Genomic DNA, 16,642 nt, shown 5'->3' on the forward strand with positions numbered 1-16,642 from the left:
GAAGTTCTTTATCTACCAAGATCTTCCGGGTCTGCCGATGGCCTTGAGGGTCTCGGGGCGTTTGACGGTCTTGCCCACGTCGTAGCGCAGTGCGGGACTGCGGTTCTTGCTCCCGGGCGGCCGTCCGGGACCGAGGCCACGAGGTTGGGGAACACGGGCCGGGCAGAGCAGGTAGGCTCGGATGTTCCTGAACCCCCGGCGGACCCGCGCCGGGGTGAGGCGTTCGGGCCTGGCCGGCTTCTCCCAGGGCCGACGGAGATCGGTGGCCAGCGGTCGGGCGAGACGTAGCTGAGTGTGGGCGACGACCAGGAGCCAGGTCCAGCGGTCCGCCGCCTGGGGAGTGCGGATCTTCGGAGTGGTCCAGCCGAGCGTCTGCTTGCTGAACCTGAAGGTGTGCTCCAGGTCGAAACGCCGCAAGAAGCCCTGCCACCAGCGGTCCACGTCCGCCGGGGCGGCTCCGGTCTTCGAAGACCACAGCCAGACCGGTGGAGCCTCCCGGTCTTTCGAGAGGTGCTCGACCTTGAGGCGGACCAAGGTGCCTTCGACGATGGGAAGGTCACCGTCATGGTCCAGCCAGGCCGAGCGGTGGGTCAGCCGCGGGTGGACCCGGTCCCACGCCTGGGCTTCGGCCTTGCCGTAGTTCACGGTGTCGGTGGCCGTGGTGATCGCCGGTTCGGGCCAGGTCTCCGGTTTGGCGAAGCGGAACTCCGGCCCGTGCTTGGGCGGGTGGCCGCCGCGGGGATGAGCGCGATGGAATTCCTCACGCGAGGGTGCCGGACAGCGCATCACCCGGTCTGAGCGGACCCGCCCGACCAGTTCAACGGGAAGATCCCGCAGGACCCAGGCCAGGCGGGTGACGTCATAGCCGGCGTCCATGACGATCGTGATGTCCGGGTCCCCGGACTGCCACTGGCTGGCCGCGACGAGCCGCCCGACCACGGCCCTCAGCTGGGCGGCGGTGACCGCGGTCGCATCATCCTCGGGCCCGAGGCGGACCACGTCCAAGATGCCGGTCCACGACGTGGCCCCGGGCTCCAGGACCGCGACGAAGGAGTACGGCCAGCCCGGGATGAACTGCGAAGCGGACTTCGCCCGCCCGTAGACATGGCAGAACAGCCGGTCCGCCGAGCACGGCGCATCCGACCGCAGCCACGGCGACACATCGATCGCCAGCACCAGGCGCCCGCCCTCGAAGTGCGGCAGAGGCATGTCGGCCAGCAGGGCCCGCAACCTGCCGACGTCGATCCGGCCGCGATTGAGGGCTCCGTACAACGCGCCGTGACCGCGACGGTGCTCGGGCACCAGCGTCAGGTCCACCGGCGAGACCACAGGCCCGTCGGCGCACAACAGCGCGTCGGTCAGCTCGAACAGTTCGTCACGCCGGGCGGTCAGACACTCGTAGAACTGGCCCCGGAAGCGTGACGCTTCCGCGAACGCTTCGCGCCGGACATCGCGGCACACCACACTCATGACAACGGCCTTCGGTTGATCCCGTACCTCTGTGACGGAGCACAGGATCAAGCGAAGGCCGCCCCCACGTCCGGCGAATGCCCAGGTGAGCGACGTAGTTCGAGTCGTCATTCGAGACCGGAAGAAAAAGAACTTCCCAATGACGATGTCAAGCCGCTGGCGTTACGGTCGGTAGAACCTCGTAGCACTTTCCGTCTCGAAGCATTGCCCACAAGACGTTGGCTCGTCGACGGGCCAGAGCGAGCAGGGCCTGCTTGTGCCCCTTCCCCTCGTTCCGCTTGCGCCCGTAGTAAGCCTTGGAGGCGGAGCAGGTTCTCAGGCTGGACATGGCGGAGAGGTAGAAGGCCCGGAGCAGACCTCGGTGGTAGCGGCGCGGGCGGCGCATGTTGCCGCTGACGCGGCCGGAGTCCCGCGGCACTGGTGAGAGGCCGGCGAAGGACGCCAGGCGATCGGCCGTGCCGAACGCCTCCAGGTCGCCACCGGTGGCGGCGATGAACTCGGCGCCGAGGAGGGTGCCCATGCCGGGCATGCTCCGGATCACCAACGCGTGTCGGTGCTCGTTGAACCGGGCTTCGATGAGCGCGTCGAGTTCGGCGATCTCCTCGTCCAGGGCCAGCACGCCCTTGGCGATCCGGGCCACCATGGCGGCCGCGAGGGTCTCGCCCGGCAGTGCGGTGTGCTGGGCCCTGGCCGCCTCGACGGCCGTCTCGGCGAGCGCCGCCGCGTTCTTCACCTTGCGGTTCTTCAGCCAGGTTCCGATCCGCCTGGCCCCGCTGCGGCGGATCGCTGCCGGCGCTTGGTAGCCGGTCAGCAGCACGACCGGACCCTTCTTACTCAAGGCCAACACGCGCTCCAACGCGGGGAAGAACTCCAGCAGTTGTGCCCTCAACCGGTTGGTCTGACGGGTCCGGTCGTTGACTAGGTCCAGGCGGCGGGCGGTCAGGGTGCGCAGGTCGACGGCTATCTCGTCGCCGGGCCGCAGGGGGCCAAGGTCCTGTCGCATGCGTGCCTGGTCGGCGATGACGAACGCGTCCTTCTCGTCCGTCTTGCCCTGGCCGCGGTAGGCCGTCGAGGCCTGGTGCACGGCGAGGCCGGTGATGTAGACCATCGGCTGCTGGTGGCTGAGCAGGAGGCCGATGAGCAGGGCGGCGCCGCCGTGGTTGATGTCCACCGCCCACAGGGCGTCCTCAGAGAGCGTGAGCACGTCTGCGATGAGCTCCAGCAGGGCCGGTTCGTCATTGAACACTCGGCGTGAAAGGAGGCGCTCGCCTCGCTCGTCGACCACCACGCAGTGATGGTGTTCCTTGCCGATGTCCACTCCGGCCCAGATCTGAGGCACGGGTCACCTCCGCCAGCTCGTCGTCACAGACTGTCCCGCAGACGACCTCGCCGACGTTGTCCTACACAGCGATCGAGTCGCGTATCCCAATTAGCGGTCGAGTCGTCGCGGGGCTCCGGGCGGCCAAGTTCTTTGAGCCATCCAACGGCGACAAGCTCACAGCCATACCCAGAACCCCTGGGCCCGCCGATCTTACGAAGGACCAGCTCAGACCCACGCTTGGAAGGTAGGACAAGCTCAGTGCGTGTTTCTGATCTCATGGTTCGTAACGGGCCTGGTGAAGGGATCGCTGGGCCCGGTATGAGGAAGCGAGTGCGGGTGGAGCTGGAGAAACCTGCGGACGGTGCGGTCACAGTCTGGGGTCGCGTGAGAAGCCTGATCCCGAGCGCGGTGTGAGGTACTGTCCGCCGCGGGCGTGTCACGTGAATCGGGGCTGTGCCTGCATGCGCCGTTGCTGAAAGTCGGTCGTGTCGGCGGGCTCGGGTCCCCTACCGTCTGGTCATGCAGATTGTCGTGACGCTGGACTGTGTCGACACCGAAGCGCAATCGGAGTTTTGGCTCGCTGCGCTCGCGCCGCTGGAGTATCGGCGTGCCTTCGACGAACCTCCCTACCTCAGCATGACTGGGCCCGCTTCGGCGCCGACCCTGCTCTTGCAGAAGGTTCCGGAGCGGAAGGGCGGCAAGAACCGGATGCATCTCGACCTTGATTTCGGCACTGCCGATTTGGCCGCGGAGGTCGACCGACTCGAACGGCTCGGGGCCCGACAGCTCTCCGGGGAACAGGCTGAACACGGTTTCCGTTGGGTTGTACTCGCTGACCCGGAAGATAATGAGTTCTGCTTGTTTGTCCCGCCATCGGCCGAGTAATCGGCGACGAACGGTTGGGCCGACAAGATCGCCGTCCACCAGCCCCGGGACGTCACAGATCAGTGGTCCTGATGCAGCTTCTGAGCGCGAGTGACGTTCAGTCGGCGGCCGGGGCCGGTTTCCTCGGCCAGCTGGGGGTGGCGCCCTTCCGGGCGAGACGTCTGGTCATGAGGGTGATGGCAGCCCAGGTGATCAGCGTCTCGGAGTGCTGGACGAGCCGTTCGTAGTCCCTCGCGTGGCGGCGTGCGTGCATCATCCAGGCCAGCGATCTCTCGACGACCCAGCGGCGGGGCAGCACAATGAAGCCGGAGGCGTCCTTGGGACGGCTGACCGGCTTGATCGTGAGGTTGAGGTGCTGTTTGGCCCAGTCGACGAGTTTTCCGGCGTAGGCGCGGTCGGCCCAGACGATGGTGATCTCGGGGTGCATCAGGCGGAGGCGGAAGAGAACTTCCTTCGCCGCGGCGGAATCGTGCAGGTCGGCCGGGGTGACCATGACCAGCAGGGGCAGCCCGCGTGTGTCAACGACCAGGTGTCGCTTCCGGCCGTTGATCTTTTTGCCCGCGTCGTAGCCACGGCTGTCTTTTCTGACGGTTTCCGCGGCCTTGACGCTCTGGGAGTCGATGACCGTGGCGACGGCACGGGGGCCTTTGCCCATCTCCCGGCGGATCCGGCCGGCCAGGTGGTCGCGGATCTGTCCGATGATCCCGGCGGCGGCCCAGCGGGCCATGAATCCCCAGACGGTTCGCCATGGCGGGAAATCCGCAGGAAGGGCCCTCCATTTGCAGCCGGTGTCGACGACGTAGCGGATGGCGTCGACGATCTCGCGCCGGGGGTGTTTCTCCGGCCGGCCGCCGCGGTGGGTCTCGCAGGCTGGGGTCGGCAGAAGCGGTTCGATCAGGGCCCATTCGGCATCGGTGGTGTCGGAGGGATAGCGGCGGCGGCGCATGGCGGCTCCCTCCGGGCAGTTGTGGGGGCGCCCGGCCTCTGGCCGGGCGCCCCTGTCGTGGTGGTCAGGAAGAGACGACGAGGTCGAGGGTGGATTCGATGGAGTTGAGCTGGGCGGTGATGTGTTTGACCCACTTGTCGCCTGGATGGGCGGCGGCGTGCGGGGCGACGGTGCCGGTGAGGAAACGGCGGAACTCGGTGAGTTTCTCGGTGAGCACGGACCGCTCGTATGCCTGAAGTGCGGCCGGTTCGGCGCCGAGCTGGTAGCCGTCGGCCCTGGTCCATATCAGCGGTGGCCAGCCGTTCTCGGCGATGATGTCGCGCAGGCAGGCCAGGCCCGCCCGCACCTGGCTCGGAGATAGGTCGCTGGCGCGTACCAGTTGGTGGAACAGCAGCCCTGCGGGTCTGGCCTCGAACAGTACGAACCGGAGGGTGTCGGCGTGCCGCCGTGCGGCCTGGCCCCGGCGCCGCGAGGCGCGGGGCACGGCTACTCGCCCCGCAGCAGGCGGGCCAGCTCGCCGTCCATGTCGACCTTGCCCGTGTCGACCGCGGTCTCGATCCAGTCGAGCGTCGCTTCTCTGAACTAAAAATGCCAGCTCAGCCGCCTTCTCCCGGGGCTGCGACATCACTCGTCCGTATGGCGATCTGCCCGAAGGTGGGCATGCCGAGATCTACGGCGGTCGACTTCCGTCTCGCCTCCGCCACCAGTTGACCGAGCTTCTCTTCTGCGCCGGCAAGGCTGACGCGGAGTCCCTCGACTTCGCCGAGCCACCCCTCCTGTTCGGCTTCGGCAATCCGGGCGATGAGGTTGTCGCGGATCTCGGTGAGGCGGGAATGCTGGGTCGGCTCGGGCCTGAGCATGGGGCAGCGGATGCAGGCGTGTTCGTGGATGCAGTCTGTGCCGAACGCCCTGCCGCAGGTACCCACCGAGAGCTTGCGGCGCTCGAAGTGGCCAAGGAAGGAGTCCCACTCCTCCGAGGTCGGGACCCGGTATTCCTCGCTGGGCCGCAGGGCCCGGCGGCGGGCGATGAACGCGTGGTGGGCTTCGATGGCCTCGGTGGGATAGACCGCCTTGTAGCCCATCGTGGTGGAGATGTTCTTGTGCCCGACGATGATCTGGGCGATGTGCGGGGGCAGGCCGCTCATGATCGCGTCGGTGACGAAGATTCTGCGGAAGTCGTGGGGCTGATAGCGCAGGGGCTGCCCGGTGTTGTCCGTCAGCCCGGCTGCGTCCAGGGTCTCGTCCAGCGCCTTGCGGATCGTACTCATCGACACCACGCGGTTCTGCTCACCGGTTCGCCACTGGAAGAGCAGCGGCATCGGCGGGTTCCAGACCCGTTCGCCGTGATCGTAAGAGGCGACGAGTGGGATCTTGCCGGATTCGTCACGGGCTCGGCAGACGATGGTGCTCAAGACATCGGCCAGCTCTGGGCTGACCAGCAGCAACCGCTCCTCGTCGGTCTTCGACGGGGCGATCTGCAGCAGGGGGACAATCTCGCCGGTGGTCGGCAGCGTGTATTGGACGATGCTGTGGTGACTGACCTCCAGCATCTCCTCGATGCGGACGCCGGTGAGGCGGAGGAACTCCACCGACGCCCAGGCCCAGAAGGCCCGGAGCTCTGCGTCGCCCAGGCGCCGCCGCTTGCCGTCCGTGTCGAAGGCGATCGTCATCTGACCCGGGTCGCTCCAGCGGTTGCCCCGGGCCTTGGTGAACGTCTCGCCCAGGACAGCGAACGTGGCTCCCGGATCAGCCGCTCGGACCGCTTCCAGCCTCGCCTGGGCCTTCTTCAGCTCGGCGGCGGCCGTCCTCACCAGGGCGGGCAGAACGGGGAGTCGTTCGCGGGTCCGCTGGTCCATCCGCGCTTTCCGTCGTGATTCGCGCTTCCTGTGGGAGACCTCGTTGGCCTTGATCGGGCAAGGGGCGGCCCAAGGCCCCCAGCGGGACGGCTCTTCCACGGCCCACTGGGCGATGTCCAGGTAGAAGGCACGGACCGCGGTCAGCAGGTCGATGTAGTTCATCCGCAGGCTGGTGGTGTAGCTGCCGTCCGGCTGATGCTTGCGGTCTACTTTGGTGCGGACACGCTCCTTCCAGGCCGCCGCGGTCTCGGCGGAGAGACGGAGCGAGTCGATGCCAGGCCGGAGGTCTTCGAGGTTCTTCCAGAAGTGCCGGGCCAGGATCCGGGACAGGTCCTCCAGTGACGAGAAGTCCAGGGCGGGTTGGCGCTCGGCGAGGTAGTCGACTAGCAGGTCACGGACGGGGGCGCACTGAAGCTGGTAGCGGTCCACGAGGTCGGCGACGCTGACCTGTCCCGAGTGCCTGGTCACGTCTCGAAGGGTGTGCGGGGCGTCCGGCGGGAACTGCCCGAGGTCCTTGAGCCAGCGGTAGAACAACGATCGGCCGGTGCCTCCGAACCGGTAGACACGGGCCTCGGTCGCCCGCAGCTCAAGGCAATCGCCGACCGTGATGTCGCGGATGCATCCTCCCTTGGCGGCCAGCAGCACCGCGATCTGAAGGCGGGCCAGCCGCCCCAGCTGAGACGACCACGTGGGGCCGGCGGCCGCGGCCAGGTCCGCGTACCCCTCCGGGTCCCGGGTCAGCTCCATCCGGCTGCGGAAGTTCGGTGAGTGCAGGTGCAACAGCCAGGACACGCTGGGACGGATCACGTCCCCGCAGATCAGATGCAGGGTGCCCGAGGAGAGGAAGGACGAGGTGCCGACCCCGCGCTCCGCGTGCCAGGACGCGGGAAGGTCGCTCCAGCTCCGCGGGTGGTCATCCGCCGTGCTGCAGCGCCACCGCTGCTGCCAGGTCTCCCCGGGGAAGGTCTCCAGCCACTGCATGAGTAAGTCGGCGCCGCGAACCCGGATGTAGCGAGTGTGCTTCGATGACCCGGCCGAGAGTTCGCGGAGCCGGGCGACCGCCTGGTCGCGGGACTCGGCGGTGACTGTCCAAGTGTCCGGCGTCAGCCGCGGCGGGAAGGTCTCCTGAAGTGCCTTGTGTGCCGCCCCGTGAAACGCGACGACCTTGTCCTGCGACGTCGCCGTGGTCGACGTCGTGGCCGTGGTCGTCATCCCGCCTGCCCGAAGAGCACGTTGAGGCTGGCGGAGTTGTAGCCGGGTGCCGGTGATGGCGGGCGCTTCTGCTCACGTTCTCGGCGAGCGTGGTGGGCGAGGACCTGCTCGATGACCTCGTCCTGGCTCGCGGCCAGGTAGATCTCGGTGGTGGACAGATGGGCGTGTCCGAGGACCCACTGGACGTCGGTCAGCGACATCTTCGGATCGCGGGCCATCCGGTAGGCCGCGGTGTGCCGCAGGTCGTGCAGGGTCCAGTTCGACCCGAGCAGGTCGTTGGCGCGGTTCAGCATGGCCCGGGCGGCGTGGTAGTTCAGCGGCCGCCACGGACGCCGCAGGGTCCACCACAGGGTGTGGCCGCGACCGCGGGGAGCCCCCTTGCGCCAGGCATCCTCCTGGGCGAGACGCAGCCAGACGAAGGCGTCGGTCGATGCGGGGATCTGCTGGTAGGCGCGGGTGCCCTTGCGGGTCACGCCGATCAACTGCTGGCCGGGCAGGGCATCCTTCTCGCGGCTGGTGAGGAGTTCCTCGGCGCGTGCGCCGGTGGAGACCCAAAAGGCGAGCAATGCCCGGTCGCGGTTGTACTTCAGCGCGGCGAACAGGGCGTTGAACAACTCGTCCGGGATGCGCCGCGGGATGCGCTTGGGAACCTTGGGCCGATAGCGGCCCTGCCGCTCGGGGCGGAAGGCGTCCATCGGGTTGTGATGGGCGTGGGCCCGGCCGGCGCGGCGTGACCGGTCGAGCGGGAAAGGATTGACGATCGGCCCGGTGCCCTCTTCGAGATGGAAGGCGTAGAAAGACCTCAGCACCGTCTCGCAGTGGGCCCGGGTGGTGGCCGCATACTTCAGGCTCGGTGCGGGCCTGCCGGTCACCGGGTTCGGTGTCCCGGGCTCCGCCTTCCGGGATCTGCGCTGGGCGGGCACGACATGCGCTTCGACATTCCTCCGTTGCTGTCGCCAGTGCACACGTACCGGCTTGTCGGCGAGCTGGAGCCAACGGGAGAAGTCCCGGGCCTCAGTCCTGGCCGCCTGATTCCACGGCACCTCCACGGCCCAGAGGAACCGGTACCACCGCAGCAGGTCCATGCCGTACGAGCGGATCGTCGTCGCCGGCTTCGATGCCGCTTGCAGGTCGGCAAAGAAGGCTGCCGCTGGTACGACGAGGCACCCTTCAGGATCGAGCAGCCGGTACGGCTCGGCGACCTCTCCGGTCTGCAGCAGCCGACCGATCTGCGGCACGACCAAGGAGGCCGGGTTACGGATCAGCCCGTCAGCATCACTCACGCATCAGCTAACGCGAACTTCCTCAATAGGTCACTGACCTGCGGAAACTCCGGTCTTAGTTCAGTCAACACACCCCGCACCTTCGCTACGTTCTCGTGCACGATTGTGCGCTCGTCCTCGCCGAGGGTGCGACCCCGCAGGCCGGGGACCGCCCGGCCGGCCGCAGCGACGAACGAGTGGCAGGCGGTGACCAGGTCCAGGAACTCCACCGTCCGGTCGATGTGGCGGACCGCCGGGGCGATGGGGCTGCTGCCCTCGAAGTGCTCGCGGGCCTGCTGGCCCCGCTCTGCCTGAGCGTGGTTGACCTGGTGGCGGGCTGTGTCGTCGCTCATCGCCTTGAAGGCGACGTCGGGACGCCGCAGCAGACCGGTGACCGCCGTGACGGCCACGTTGTCGTCCCGGGTGAACTCCTCGACCACCCGGACCTTGTCCTCCGGCCTGACTTGGGCGGCGACCGCCGGCCGCCGCAACAGATCGCTGGTCACCACAGCGGCAACGTCCTCATCACGGGCCAGGGTGTGGATCGCGGTGATCTTCTCCTGGGGAGATATGGGGTGCTCGACCTGACGACCGACCCGCCGGTTGGCCTCGTCGACCGTCCACCGGCCCCTGCCCTCGGGCGGCTGCTTGATCGCAGCGAACCGCTCTTCCTCGTCAGGAATGCTGCCCAGGACCCGGTGGACCGTGAACGAGACCCCCGCCTGACGATGGTCCTTCGGCCAGCGGGACGCTGTCCAGCGGGCGTTCTCCACGGTGCTGCGACGCAGTCCAATGTCCTCCGCTAGCCGGGTCAAAGCCTGGCGGACGGTGAACAGATCCCGGCCCGGCAAGGCCTCCCGTCCGTCATCCGACCCACGCATCGGTTCGATTTCCAGGGCGCGGTCACCGATCGTGAACTGCCCCTGGCTGTGCTGCTCGACCACTTGCCGCAGCTCAGCCACGATCTGCTCGTAGCGCTGCTGGCTGACATTTCCGACCTTGTCGATCTCCTCCGGCATGGTGTTTCACCACCCATGCGGGTCAGGGCACGGAGCTGAAGTCCGTGACGTGGACATGACCCGCTCATCACCGAGAGTCAGACCGATAATGCAATGATCACAATGAATGACCACAAATGACCGGTTTCTGAATGAAGTTGGGCTCAGAATGCGTTCGCGATGCGGTCACTGTGCCCGTTCGCCGAACGTTTCCTTCCGGCGCCGCCAGGCCCTCACCACACACCGGCGCGAGCAGAAGACAGCGTTCGACCTTCGGTCGACGCCAGCCACCCATCGGGCCCCACACTCAGGGCACTCGATCTCGTCCGCACCGCCCAGCACGGCAGCTGTGAGCTTGCGCAACCGCCGGTCCATACGCCACTGCCTGGCACGACACGCCGCGGAGCAGAACAAGGCGTCAGGCCGTGAATCAGCCCTCAGCCGTTCACCACAAGCCCGACAGGTCCGCTCCCCAGCCCGCCCGGTGCCCTTGGACACCGTGCCAGCGTAGAGCCCAAGGCTACTCAGAATCGGGGATCCGAAACACGCACTGAATCCGCCTGCCGGGGCGGCCTCGATACCGCCAAGCATCCACCGCCCCGGCAGCGCCCCCCTTCCGACCCGTGAGCCGATGAAGGAGAGCACCATCATCACCCGCACCGCCCCGGCCCCCGTGCCGGAAATCGCCAACATCGCAGCAACAGGTGCCCTGCCCGCTATCCTCCGCCAGCTCGCCCCCCTCGGCGGCTGCACTCATCCCATCCGCCTGGCCGGACACCGCACCGAGCACCACGTCAACACAGTTACGGGCGAGATCGGCCCGGCCCTGCGCCGCCTCGACTCCGCCGAGATGCCCGCCGGTGACCTCCTGGTCCGCTGCGGCAACCGACGCGCCACCCGCTGCCCGGCCTGCGCTGAGACCTACCGCCGCGACACCTTCCACCTGATCACCGCCGGACTCCGCGGCGGCAAGGGCATCCCGGAGACCGTCACCGCGCACCCGCGTGTCTTCGCCACTTTCACCGCACCGAGCTTCGGCCCGGTCCACAACCGTCCGTCCGGCGGCCGTGCCTGCCGCTGCGGGCGCCACCACCACGAGGAAGATCCCGCCTTGGGCACGCCGCTCGATGCCGATCGGTACGACTACGAAGCGGCCGTGCTGTGGAACGCCCACGCCGGAGCGCTCTGGCGACGCTTCACCATCCACCTGCGCCGCGAGATCGCCCGCCGCGCCGGCCTCACCCAACGCGCCCTGAGCCACCACGCACGTTTGTCCTTCGCCAAAGTCGCCGAATAGCAGAAACGCGGCGCCGTCCACTTCCACGCCGTCATCCGCCTCGACGGACCCGACGGCGGCCACACCCCACCCCCGGCCTGGGCGACACCCGACCTGCTCACCGACGCCATCCGAGCCGCCGCCCACAAGGCGACCGCACCCGGCCCGGTCATCGACGGCCACGCGCACGCCTTTGCCTTCGGCCGCCAACTGGACCGTGTCTACGCGGAGAAGTGGGTCGAGGAACGGGAACTGGCCGTTCGGACCAAGGACCTGTACAGGCACCTCCTCCGGCTCCATATCCTCCCGGCCTTCGGCGAGCTGGACCTCGACGAGATCACTGCTCCCCGTGTCCGTGAGTGGCGTGCCGAGCGCCTGCGGACCACCAAGGCCAAGACCACCGTCGCCAAGGCGTACCGCCTCCTCAAGGGCGTTCTTGAGACGGCGGTCGATGACGACCTGATCAGCCGAAATCCGTGCCGGATCAAGGGCGCGGGCAAGGAGTCGGCGACGGAACGGCGCATCGCCACCGTTGCCCAGGTCGACGCCCTCGCCGATGCGATCGGCATCCGCTGGCGGCTCATGGTCTACCTCGGCGCGTACGGGCCGATGCGGCCGGAGGAGCTGGCCGGTCTCCGCCGCCGTGACGTGGACCTCGACAACCGCGTGATTCGCGTACGGGTCGCCGAGCCTGAGCGGACCAACGGCAAGCGGGCTCCGGGACCGACCAAGTCCGATGCCGGCGCCCGTGTCGTCGTGCTCCCGGCCTTCCTCCTGAAGGAGGTGAGGCGGCATCTCGACTGGTTCGCCGAGAAGGAACCTGACGGGCTCGTCTTCGTGGGCGAGAAGGGTGCGGCGTTCCGGCGCACCTCCTTCGGACGCAAGTGGCGCCGGGCTCGTGCGGCCGCGGGTCTCCCGGAGGGTTTCCGGTTCTATGACCTCCGCCACACGGGGCACACGCTGTCGACGCGTTCGGGCGCGACGCTCAAGGACACGATGGTTCGCGCCGGGCAGTCTTCGGAGAAGGCGGCGCTGATCTATCAGCACTCCGACGAGGACCGGCAACGCGAGGTCGCCGCCGGGCTCGACGACCTGGTCCAGGCCGAGCGTGCCAAGCACCACAAGCAGGAGTCACCAGAGGGCTAATGGTGCGGTTGTGGTGCGCCACCCGCAGACCGGTCCAGACAACAAACAACCCCCGGGCCTCTGGCCTGGGGGTTCGTGGTGGAGCGGGTGACGAGAATCGAACTCGCGCTCTCAGCTTGGGAAGCTGATGTTCTACCATTAAACTACACCCGCCTGGGGCGGAGCCGAATCGATCGGTCCTCCCAACGTCGCATACTTTACCTCATGCCCGGCCCTCGGTGCTCGCGCCGAGGGCCTTTGTGCTGTGCAGGGGCGGTGGGTGGGGAGCGTGAGAGGGTTGGGTTGGATGGGTGGTGCCCTCTGGATGGGGATCCCTTTCGTCCCGTAATGTGGCGGTTGTTGGTGCCATATCGGTTCGTGGGGAAGGGACTTGAGGATTTGATGGAGCCCACCGTGGAGCCCACCGTCGTCCGTTGTGCCGAGGGGCATGTGTTCAGCACCGCGTCGTTCCCGATGCAGCAGGCCGAGCGGCTTGGTCCGGGCCGGCTCATCCGGTGCCCACGGTGTCAGCGGCTTCGGAACGCCGTTCCGGTCGGACTGGTCGGGACGGTGGGGGTCGCTGGTGACCGGGGGGCACTCGGGGTCGTGAGGTCCGTTCCCGTGGAGTGAGCGGACGGCTTCCGTGCCGTTTCGCCGCGTACGGATCCGTGTCGTAAGGTGACGGCCCGGTGGCTCAGCGTGTGAGAGCCGGGCCGTTCGCCGTGGGGCTCATCGCCGCGGGCGGAGGTGAGGAACACTGCCCGGGCATCCCCGACGCTGTGGTGCCCGACTACCACGGCACCCCGCTGCCGTCCCACGAGATGAACCGCCCCGTGGGCCCGTCGTCCGGCAGCAGGGCGAGCCGTACCGCGCCCGCCGCGGCCTCGGCGGGGTCGCCCTCGCTGGTGGCGGCGCGTTCGTTGAGGTCGGTTCGGCGGAGGCCGGGGGCCAGGGCGTTGACCTTGAAGCCCTCTCCCGCGAGCGTCTGTGCGTAGAACAGCGTCAGGGCGTTGAGGGCCGCCTTGGACGAGCGGTACGCGGCACCCGAGCCGGCCGAGACGGCGAACTGGTGCTCGGGGTCCGAGCTCCACGTCAACGAGGACGTGCCGCTGGAGACGTTCACGATGCGGGGCGCGGCCGAGCGGCGCAACGCCGGCAGGAACGCGTTGGTGACCGCCAGGACGCCGAAGACGTTCGTCTCGTAGGTGCGGCGGAAGCCGTCGACGTCGGCTTCCGGTGCCGGGCTGCCGTCGACCATGATGCCGGCGTTGTTGACCAGGATGTCCAGGCGCTCGACCTGCCCCGCCGCCGCAGCGACGCTGTCGCCGTCCGTGACGTCCAGGACGAGCGGCCGCGTGTCGCCGCCGATCTCCTCGGCCGCCCGCGCCCCGCGCTCCGCGTCGCGGGAGCCGACGTAGACGGTCAGGCCGGCGGCGGCGAGCTGCCGTGCGATCTCCTTGCCGATGCCCTTGTTGGCGCCGGTGACCAGTGCTGTGGAATCGTTCATGGTTCCGACGATCCCCTGCGTGTGTCCGCTCTGCCAGGGATAACCGGTCCCTGGCAGTGGCTTGCGGTGGCGTCTCCGGCGGCGGTTTCGGTGACGTCTCCGGCAACGGTTCCCGGAGATGTCCCTGGCTGCGGCTTGCGGTGGCGTCCCCGGCGGCGGTTTCGGTGATCGTCCCTGGCGAACGCTCCTCGCCTGTTCCCGGCAACGCCTCCGGCGGAGGCCCTGGCAGGGGCTCCTCGCGACGTCGCCGTGCCCCGGCACGCCGTCGAGTCGCCGGCCAACCGGCACGCCGTCCGGCCTCGCCCGGCACCGCCGGTCCCTGGCAGGCTTGCAGTGCGGCAGTGCGGCAGTGCGGCAGTGCGGCAGTGCGCAGCGCGGCAACCGGAACCACCGGAAGGAGGCCCCATGCCGAGACAGGAACTCGCGCGCTTCCTGCGCGAGAGGCGGGCGCGGCTGAACCCCGCCGACCTCGGTCTGCCCGCCGACGGGCTCCGCCGGACCCCCGGCCTGCGCCGGGAGGAGGTCGCCGAGCTGGCGCACATGTCCGTCGACTACTACGCGCGTCTGGAACAGTCGCGCGGCCCGCGCCCGTCGCCGCGGGTCCTGGACGCGCTCTCCGGGGCGCTCCGGCTGACCCGGGCCGAGCGCGGGCACCTCTTCCGGCTGGCCGGTACGCCCGCGACGGCGCCCGCCGCCCCCGTGCGCCGGGTCCGCCCGCACGTCACCGACCTGCTGCGCCGGATCCCCGACACGGCGGCCATCGTCACCGACGCCACCTATGACGTCATCGCCTTCAACCCGCTCGCCGAGGCCCTGCTCGGCAGCGACCTCGGCACGGAGCCGAACCTGGCCCGCCGGCGGTTCCTGGGGCGTCCCCTGGAGAGTTCCAGTGCCGAGGAGTTCGGCCATATCGCGGTCTCCCGGCTGCGCCGCGCCGCCGACCGCTACCCCCACGATCCGGCCCTCACCCGCCTGCTGGCGGAACTGCGCGCCGGCAGCGACGAGTTCACGCAGATCTGGGACGCCAACCCGGTGCACGCGCCCGGCCACCGCACCAAGGTCCTCGTCCACCCGCAGGCGGGTCCGCTGCGTCTGAACTGCGACGTCCTCGTCGTCCCTGACGACGATCAGCAGGTCGTCTTCATCACCGCCGACCCGGGCACGCCCTCCGCCCGGGCCCTGCGGCAACTGCACCCGGACGGAGGGCGGAACTCCGGCCGCGGAGGGCGGCTACCCGTTCACGGTGGGCGGCGGTGGGCGGCAACCCGCTGACGGTGGGCGGCAGCCCGCTGACGGTGGGCGGCGGTCCGCTGACGGCGGGCGGCGGTCCGCACGCGAAGGGCACCGGCTGAGCGGCGCCGGCTGACCGAGATCCGTGCCTCTGCCTGCGCAGACGCCCAGACGCCCAGACCCGCAGACCCGCAGACCCGCAGGTCAGGGCGCTTCTCTCGACGGTGCCGTCGTCGCGCCCGACCTGCCCACCGGTGGCAGGGCGGACCACGGGAAGTCGATCCAGCGGTCCGTGCGGCGCCACACGTACTCGCACTTCACCAGCGACTGCGGCTTCTCGTAGATCACGGCGCTGCGGACCTCGGCCACCGCGGCGACACAGAAGTCGCGGACGAGCTTCAGGGTCTTGCCGGTGTCGGCGACGTCGTCGGCGATCAGGACCTTCTTGTCCGTGAAGTCGATCACGTTCGGCACGGGCGCGAGCATGACCGGCATGTCCAGTGTCGTGCCGACGCCGGTGTAGAACTCCACGTTGACCAGGTGGATGTTCTTGCAGTCGAGCGCGTACGCCAGGCCGCCCGCGACGAAGACACCTCCGCGGGCGATGGAGAGGACGAGGTCCGGCTCGAAGCCGTCGTCCGCGATGGTCTGCGCCAGCTCCCGGACGGCGGTGCCGAACTCCTCGTACGTCAGGATCTCGCGTGGCCCGCCGCCGCCCCCGGGCTCACCACCCTCCCGAGGCTCACCGCGGTCTCTGAGCTCACCGCGGTCTCTGAGCTCACCGCCGTCCCTGAGCTCACCGCCGTCCCTGAGCTCACCGCCGTCCCGGGACTCGTCTCCGTCGTTCACAGCCGCCTCGTACGTCCGTCCGTTCACCAGGGCCTCACACGTTCGTCCGGTGGAAGTTCAGGAACGAGCGGGACGCGGTGGGGCCGCGCTGGCCCTGGTAGCGGGAGCCGTAGCGGTCGGAGCCGTACGGGAACTCCGCGGGGGAGGTGAGCCGGAAGAGACAGAGCTGGCCGATCTTCATGCCCGGCCAGAGCTTGATCGGAAGCGTGGCGAGATTCGACAGTTCCAGCGTGACGTGGCCGGAGAAGCCCGGGTCGATGAAACCGGCCGTGGAGTGGGTCACGAGCCCCAGCCGGCCGAGGCTCGACTTGCCCTCCAGGCGGGAGGCGAGGTCGTCGGGGAGCGTGATCGTCTCGTACGTCGAGGCCAGCACGAACTCCCCGGGATGCAGGATGAACGGCTCCTCCCCCTTCGGCTCCACCAGCCGCGTCAGGTCCTTCTGCTCGACGGAGGGGTCGATGTGCGGGTACCGGTGGTTCTCGAACACCCTGAAGTACCGGTCGAGCCGGACGTCGATGCTCGACGGCTGCATCATCGACGCGTCGTACGGGTCGATCCGCACCCGCCCCGCGTTGATCTCGGCCCGGATGTCCTTGTCAGAGAGAAGCACGCCCCGAGGATACGCAGGGTGGGGGCCGGGGCGGCAATGCGGGCCGCATGGCACCGACGGCTACGGGGCCCCAGGGCTACGGGGCCCCAGGGCTA

At 68.9% G+C, this 16,642-nt stretch carries 12 protein-coding genes, 1 tRNA gene and 3 pseudogenes; 4 read left to right on the forward strand and 12 right to left on the reverse strand.

All coding sequences use genetic code 11. The features are described from left to right. Positions 1-12: 12 nt before the first annotated feature. Entirely contained in the window at positions 13-1,470 is a 1,458-nt protein-coding gene (locus tag ACSMXW_RS18460; protein ID WP_485797821.1) for an NF041680 family putative transposase, read from the reverse strand. A gap of 148 nt (positions 1,471-1,618) precedes the next feature. Continuing rightward, entirely contained in the window at positions 1,619-2,809 is a 1,191-nt protein-coding gene (locus tag ACSMXW_RS18465) for an IS110 family RNA-guided transposase (RefSeq protein WP_485797820.1), read from the reverse strand. A 501-nt stretch (positions 2,810-3,310) separates the two neighbouring features. Between ACSMXW_RS18465 and ACSMXW_RS18470 the strand changes: the two genes are divergently transcribed. Next, on the forward strand, positions 3,311-3,676 hold the full coding sequence (locus ACSMXW_RS18470; protein WP_485797822.1) for a VOC family protein: 366 nt from the start codon (positions 3,311-3,313) through the stop codon (positions 3,674-3,676). Between the two features lie 97 nt (positions 3,677-3,773). Here ACSMXW_RS18470 and ACSMXW_RS18475 read toward each other — a convergent pair whose 3' ends face one another. From ACSMXW_RS18475 to ACSMXW_RS18500, 6 genes and pseudogenes are all read right to left on the reverse strand, one after another. After that, complete coding sequence (locus ACSMXW_RS18475) at positions 3,774-4,622, reverse strand: IS5 family transposase (protein ID WP_485797823.1); 849 nt, start codon at positions 4,620-4,622, stop codon at positions 3,774-3,776. Between the two features lie 64 nt (positions 4,623-4,686). Further along, positions 4,687-5,106, reverse strand: a complete 420-nt coding sequence (locus ACSMXW_RS18480; RefSeq protein ID WP_485797824.1) for a RacP protein — start codon at positions 5,104-5,106, stop codon at positions 4,687-4,689. Between the two features lie 2 nt (positions 5,107-5,108). Next, a pseudogene (locus ACSMXW_RS18485) lies at positions 5,109-5,195 on the reverse strand (DUF6192 family protein); the annotation flags it as partial. Between the two features lie 23 nt (positions 5,196-5,218). Then, complete coding sequence (locus ACSMXW_RS18490) at positions 5,219-7,690, reverse strand: tyrosine-type recombinase/integrase (protein ID WP_485797825.1); 2,472 nt, start codon at positions 7,688-7,690, stop codon at positions 5,219-5,221. Continuing rightward, positions 7,687-8,973 carry a tyrosine-type recombinase/integrase gene (locus tag ACSMXW_RS18495; protein WP_485797826.1) on the reverse strand — a complete coding sequence of 429 codons (1,287 nt, stop codon included), beginning with the start codon at positions 8,971-8,973 and terminating at the stop codon, positions 7,687-7,689. The genes ACSMXW_RS18490 and ACSMXW_RS18495 overlap by 4 nt, the downstream gene beginning before the upstream one ends. Next, entirely contained in the window at positions 8,970-9,971 is a 1,002-nt protein-coding gene (locus tag ACSMXW_RS18500; RefSeq protein WP_485797827.1) for a DUF6192 family protein, read from the reverse strand. The genes ACSMXW_RS18495 and ACSMXW_RS18500 overlap by 4 nt, the downstream gene beginning before the upstream one ends. 610 nt (positions 9,972-10,581) lie before the next feature. Here ACSMXW_RS18500 and ACSMXW_RS18505 point away from each other — a divergent pair. Both ACSMXW_RS18505 and ACSMXW_RS18510 read left to right on the forward strand, forming a co-directional pair. Continuing rightward, positions 10,582-11,382, forward strand: a pseudogene (locus ACSMXW_RS18505) (replication initiator); the annotation flags it as partial. Positions 11,383-11,448: 66 nt separating this feature from the next. Next, positions 11,449-12,372 (forward strand): annotated as a pseudogene (locus tag ACSMXW_RS18510) (tyrosine-type recombinase/integrase); the annotation flags it as partial. A gap of 79 nt (positions 12,373-12,451) precedes the next feature. On the opposite strand, the gene ACSMXW_RS18515 reads toward ACSMXW_RS18510, so the two are convergent. Next, positions 12,452-12,525, reverse strand: a tRNA-Gly gene (locus ACSMXW_RS18515). A 616-nt stretch (positions 12,526-13,141) separates the two neighbouring features. Further along, complete coding sequence (locus ACSMXW_RS18520) at positions 13,142-13,858, reverse strand: SDR family oxidoreductase (protein WP_485797828.1); 717 nt, start codon at positions 13,856-13,858, stop codon at positions 13,142-13,144. Between the two features lie 405 nt (positions 13,859-14,263). Between ACSMXW_RS18520 and ACSMXW_RS18525 the strand changes: the two genes are divergently transcribed. Then, entirely contained in the window at positions 14,264-15,130 is an 867-nt protein-coding gene (locus ACSMXW_RS18525; RefSeq protein WP_485797829.1) for a helix-turn-helix transcriptional regulator, read from the forward strand. Between the two features lie 162 nt (positions 15,131-15,292). On the opposite strand, the gene ACSMXW_RS18530 is transcribed toward ACSMXW_RS18525, so the two are convergent. Both ACSMXW_RS18530 and dcd read right to left on the reverse strand, forming a co-directional pair. Beyond that, on the reverse strand, positions 15,293-15,784 hold the full coding sequence (locus ACSMXW_RS18530) for a phosphoribosyltransferase (RefSeq protein WP_485808135.1): 492 nt from the start codon (positions 15,782-15,784) through the stop codon (positions 15,293-15,295). 187 nt (positions 15,785-15,971) lie between these two features. Next, positions 15,972-16,547, reverse strand: coding sequence for a dCTP deaminase (gene dcd, locus ACSMXW_RS18535; RefSeq protein WP_485797830.1), 576 nt, complete (start codon positions 16,545-16,547; stop codon positions 15,972-15,974). Positions 16,548-16,642: the final 95 nt, after the last annotated feature.

The sequence above is a fragment of the Streptomyces sp. DSM 116793 genome (assembly GCF_057320905.1).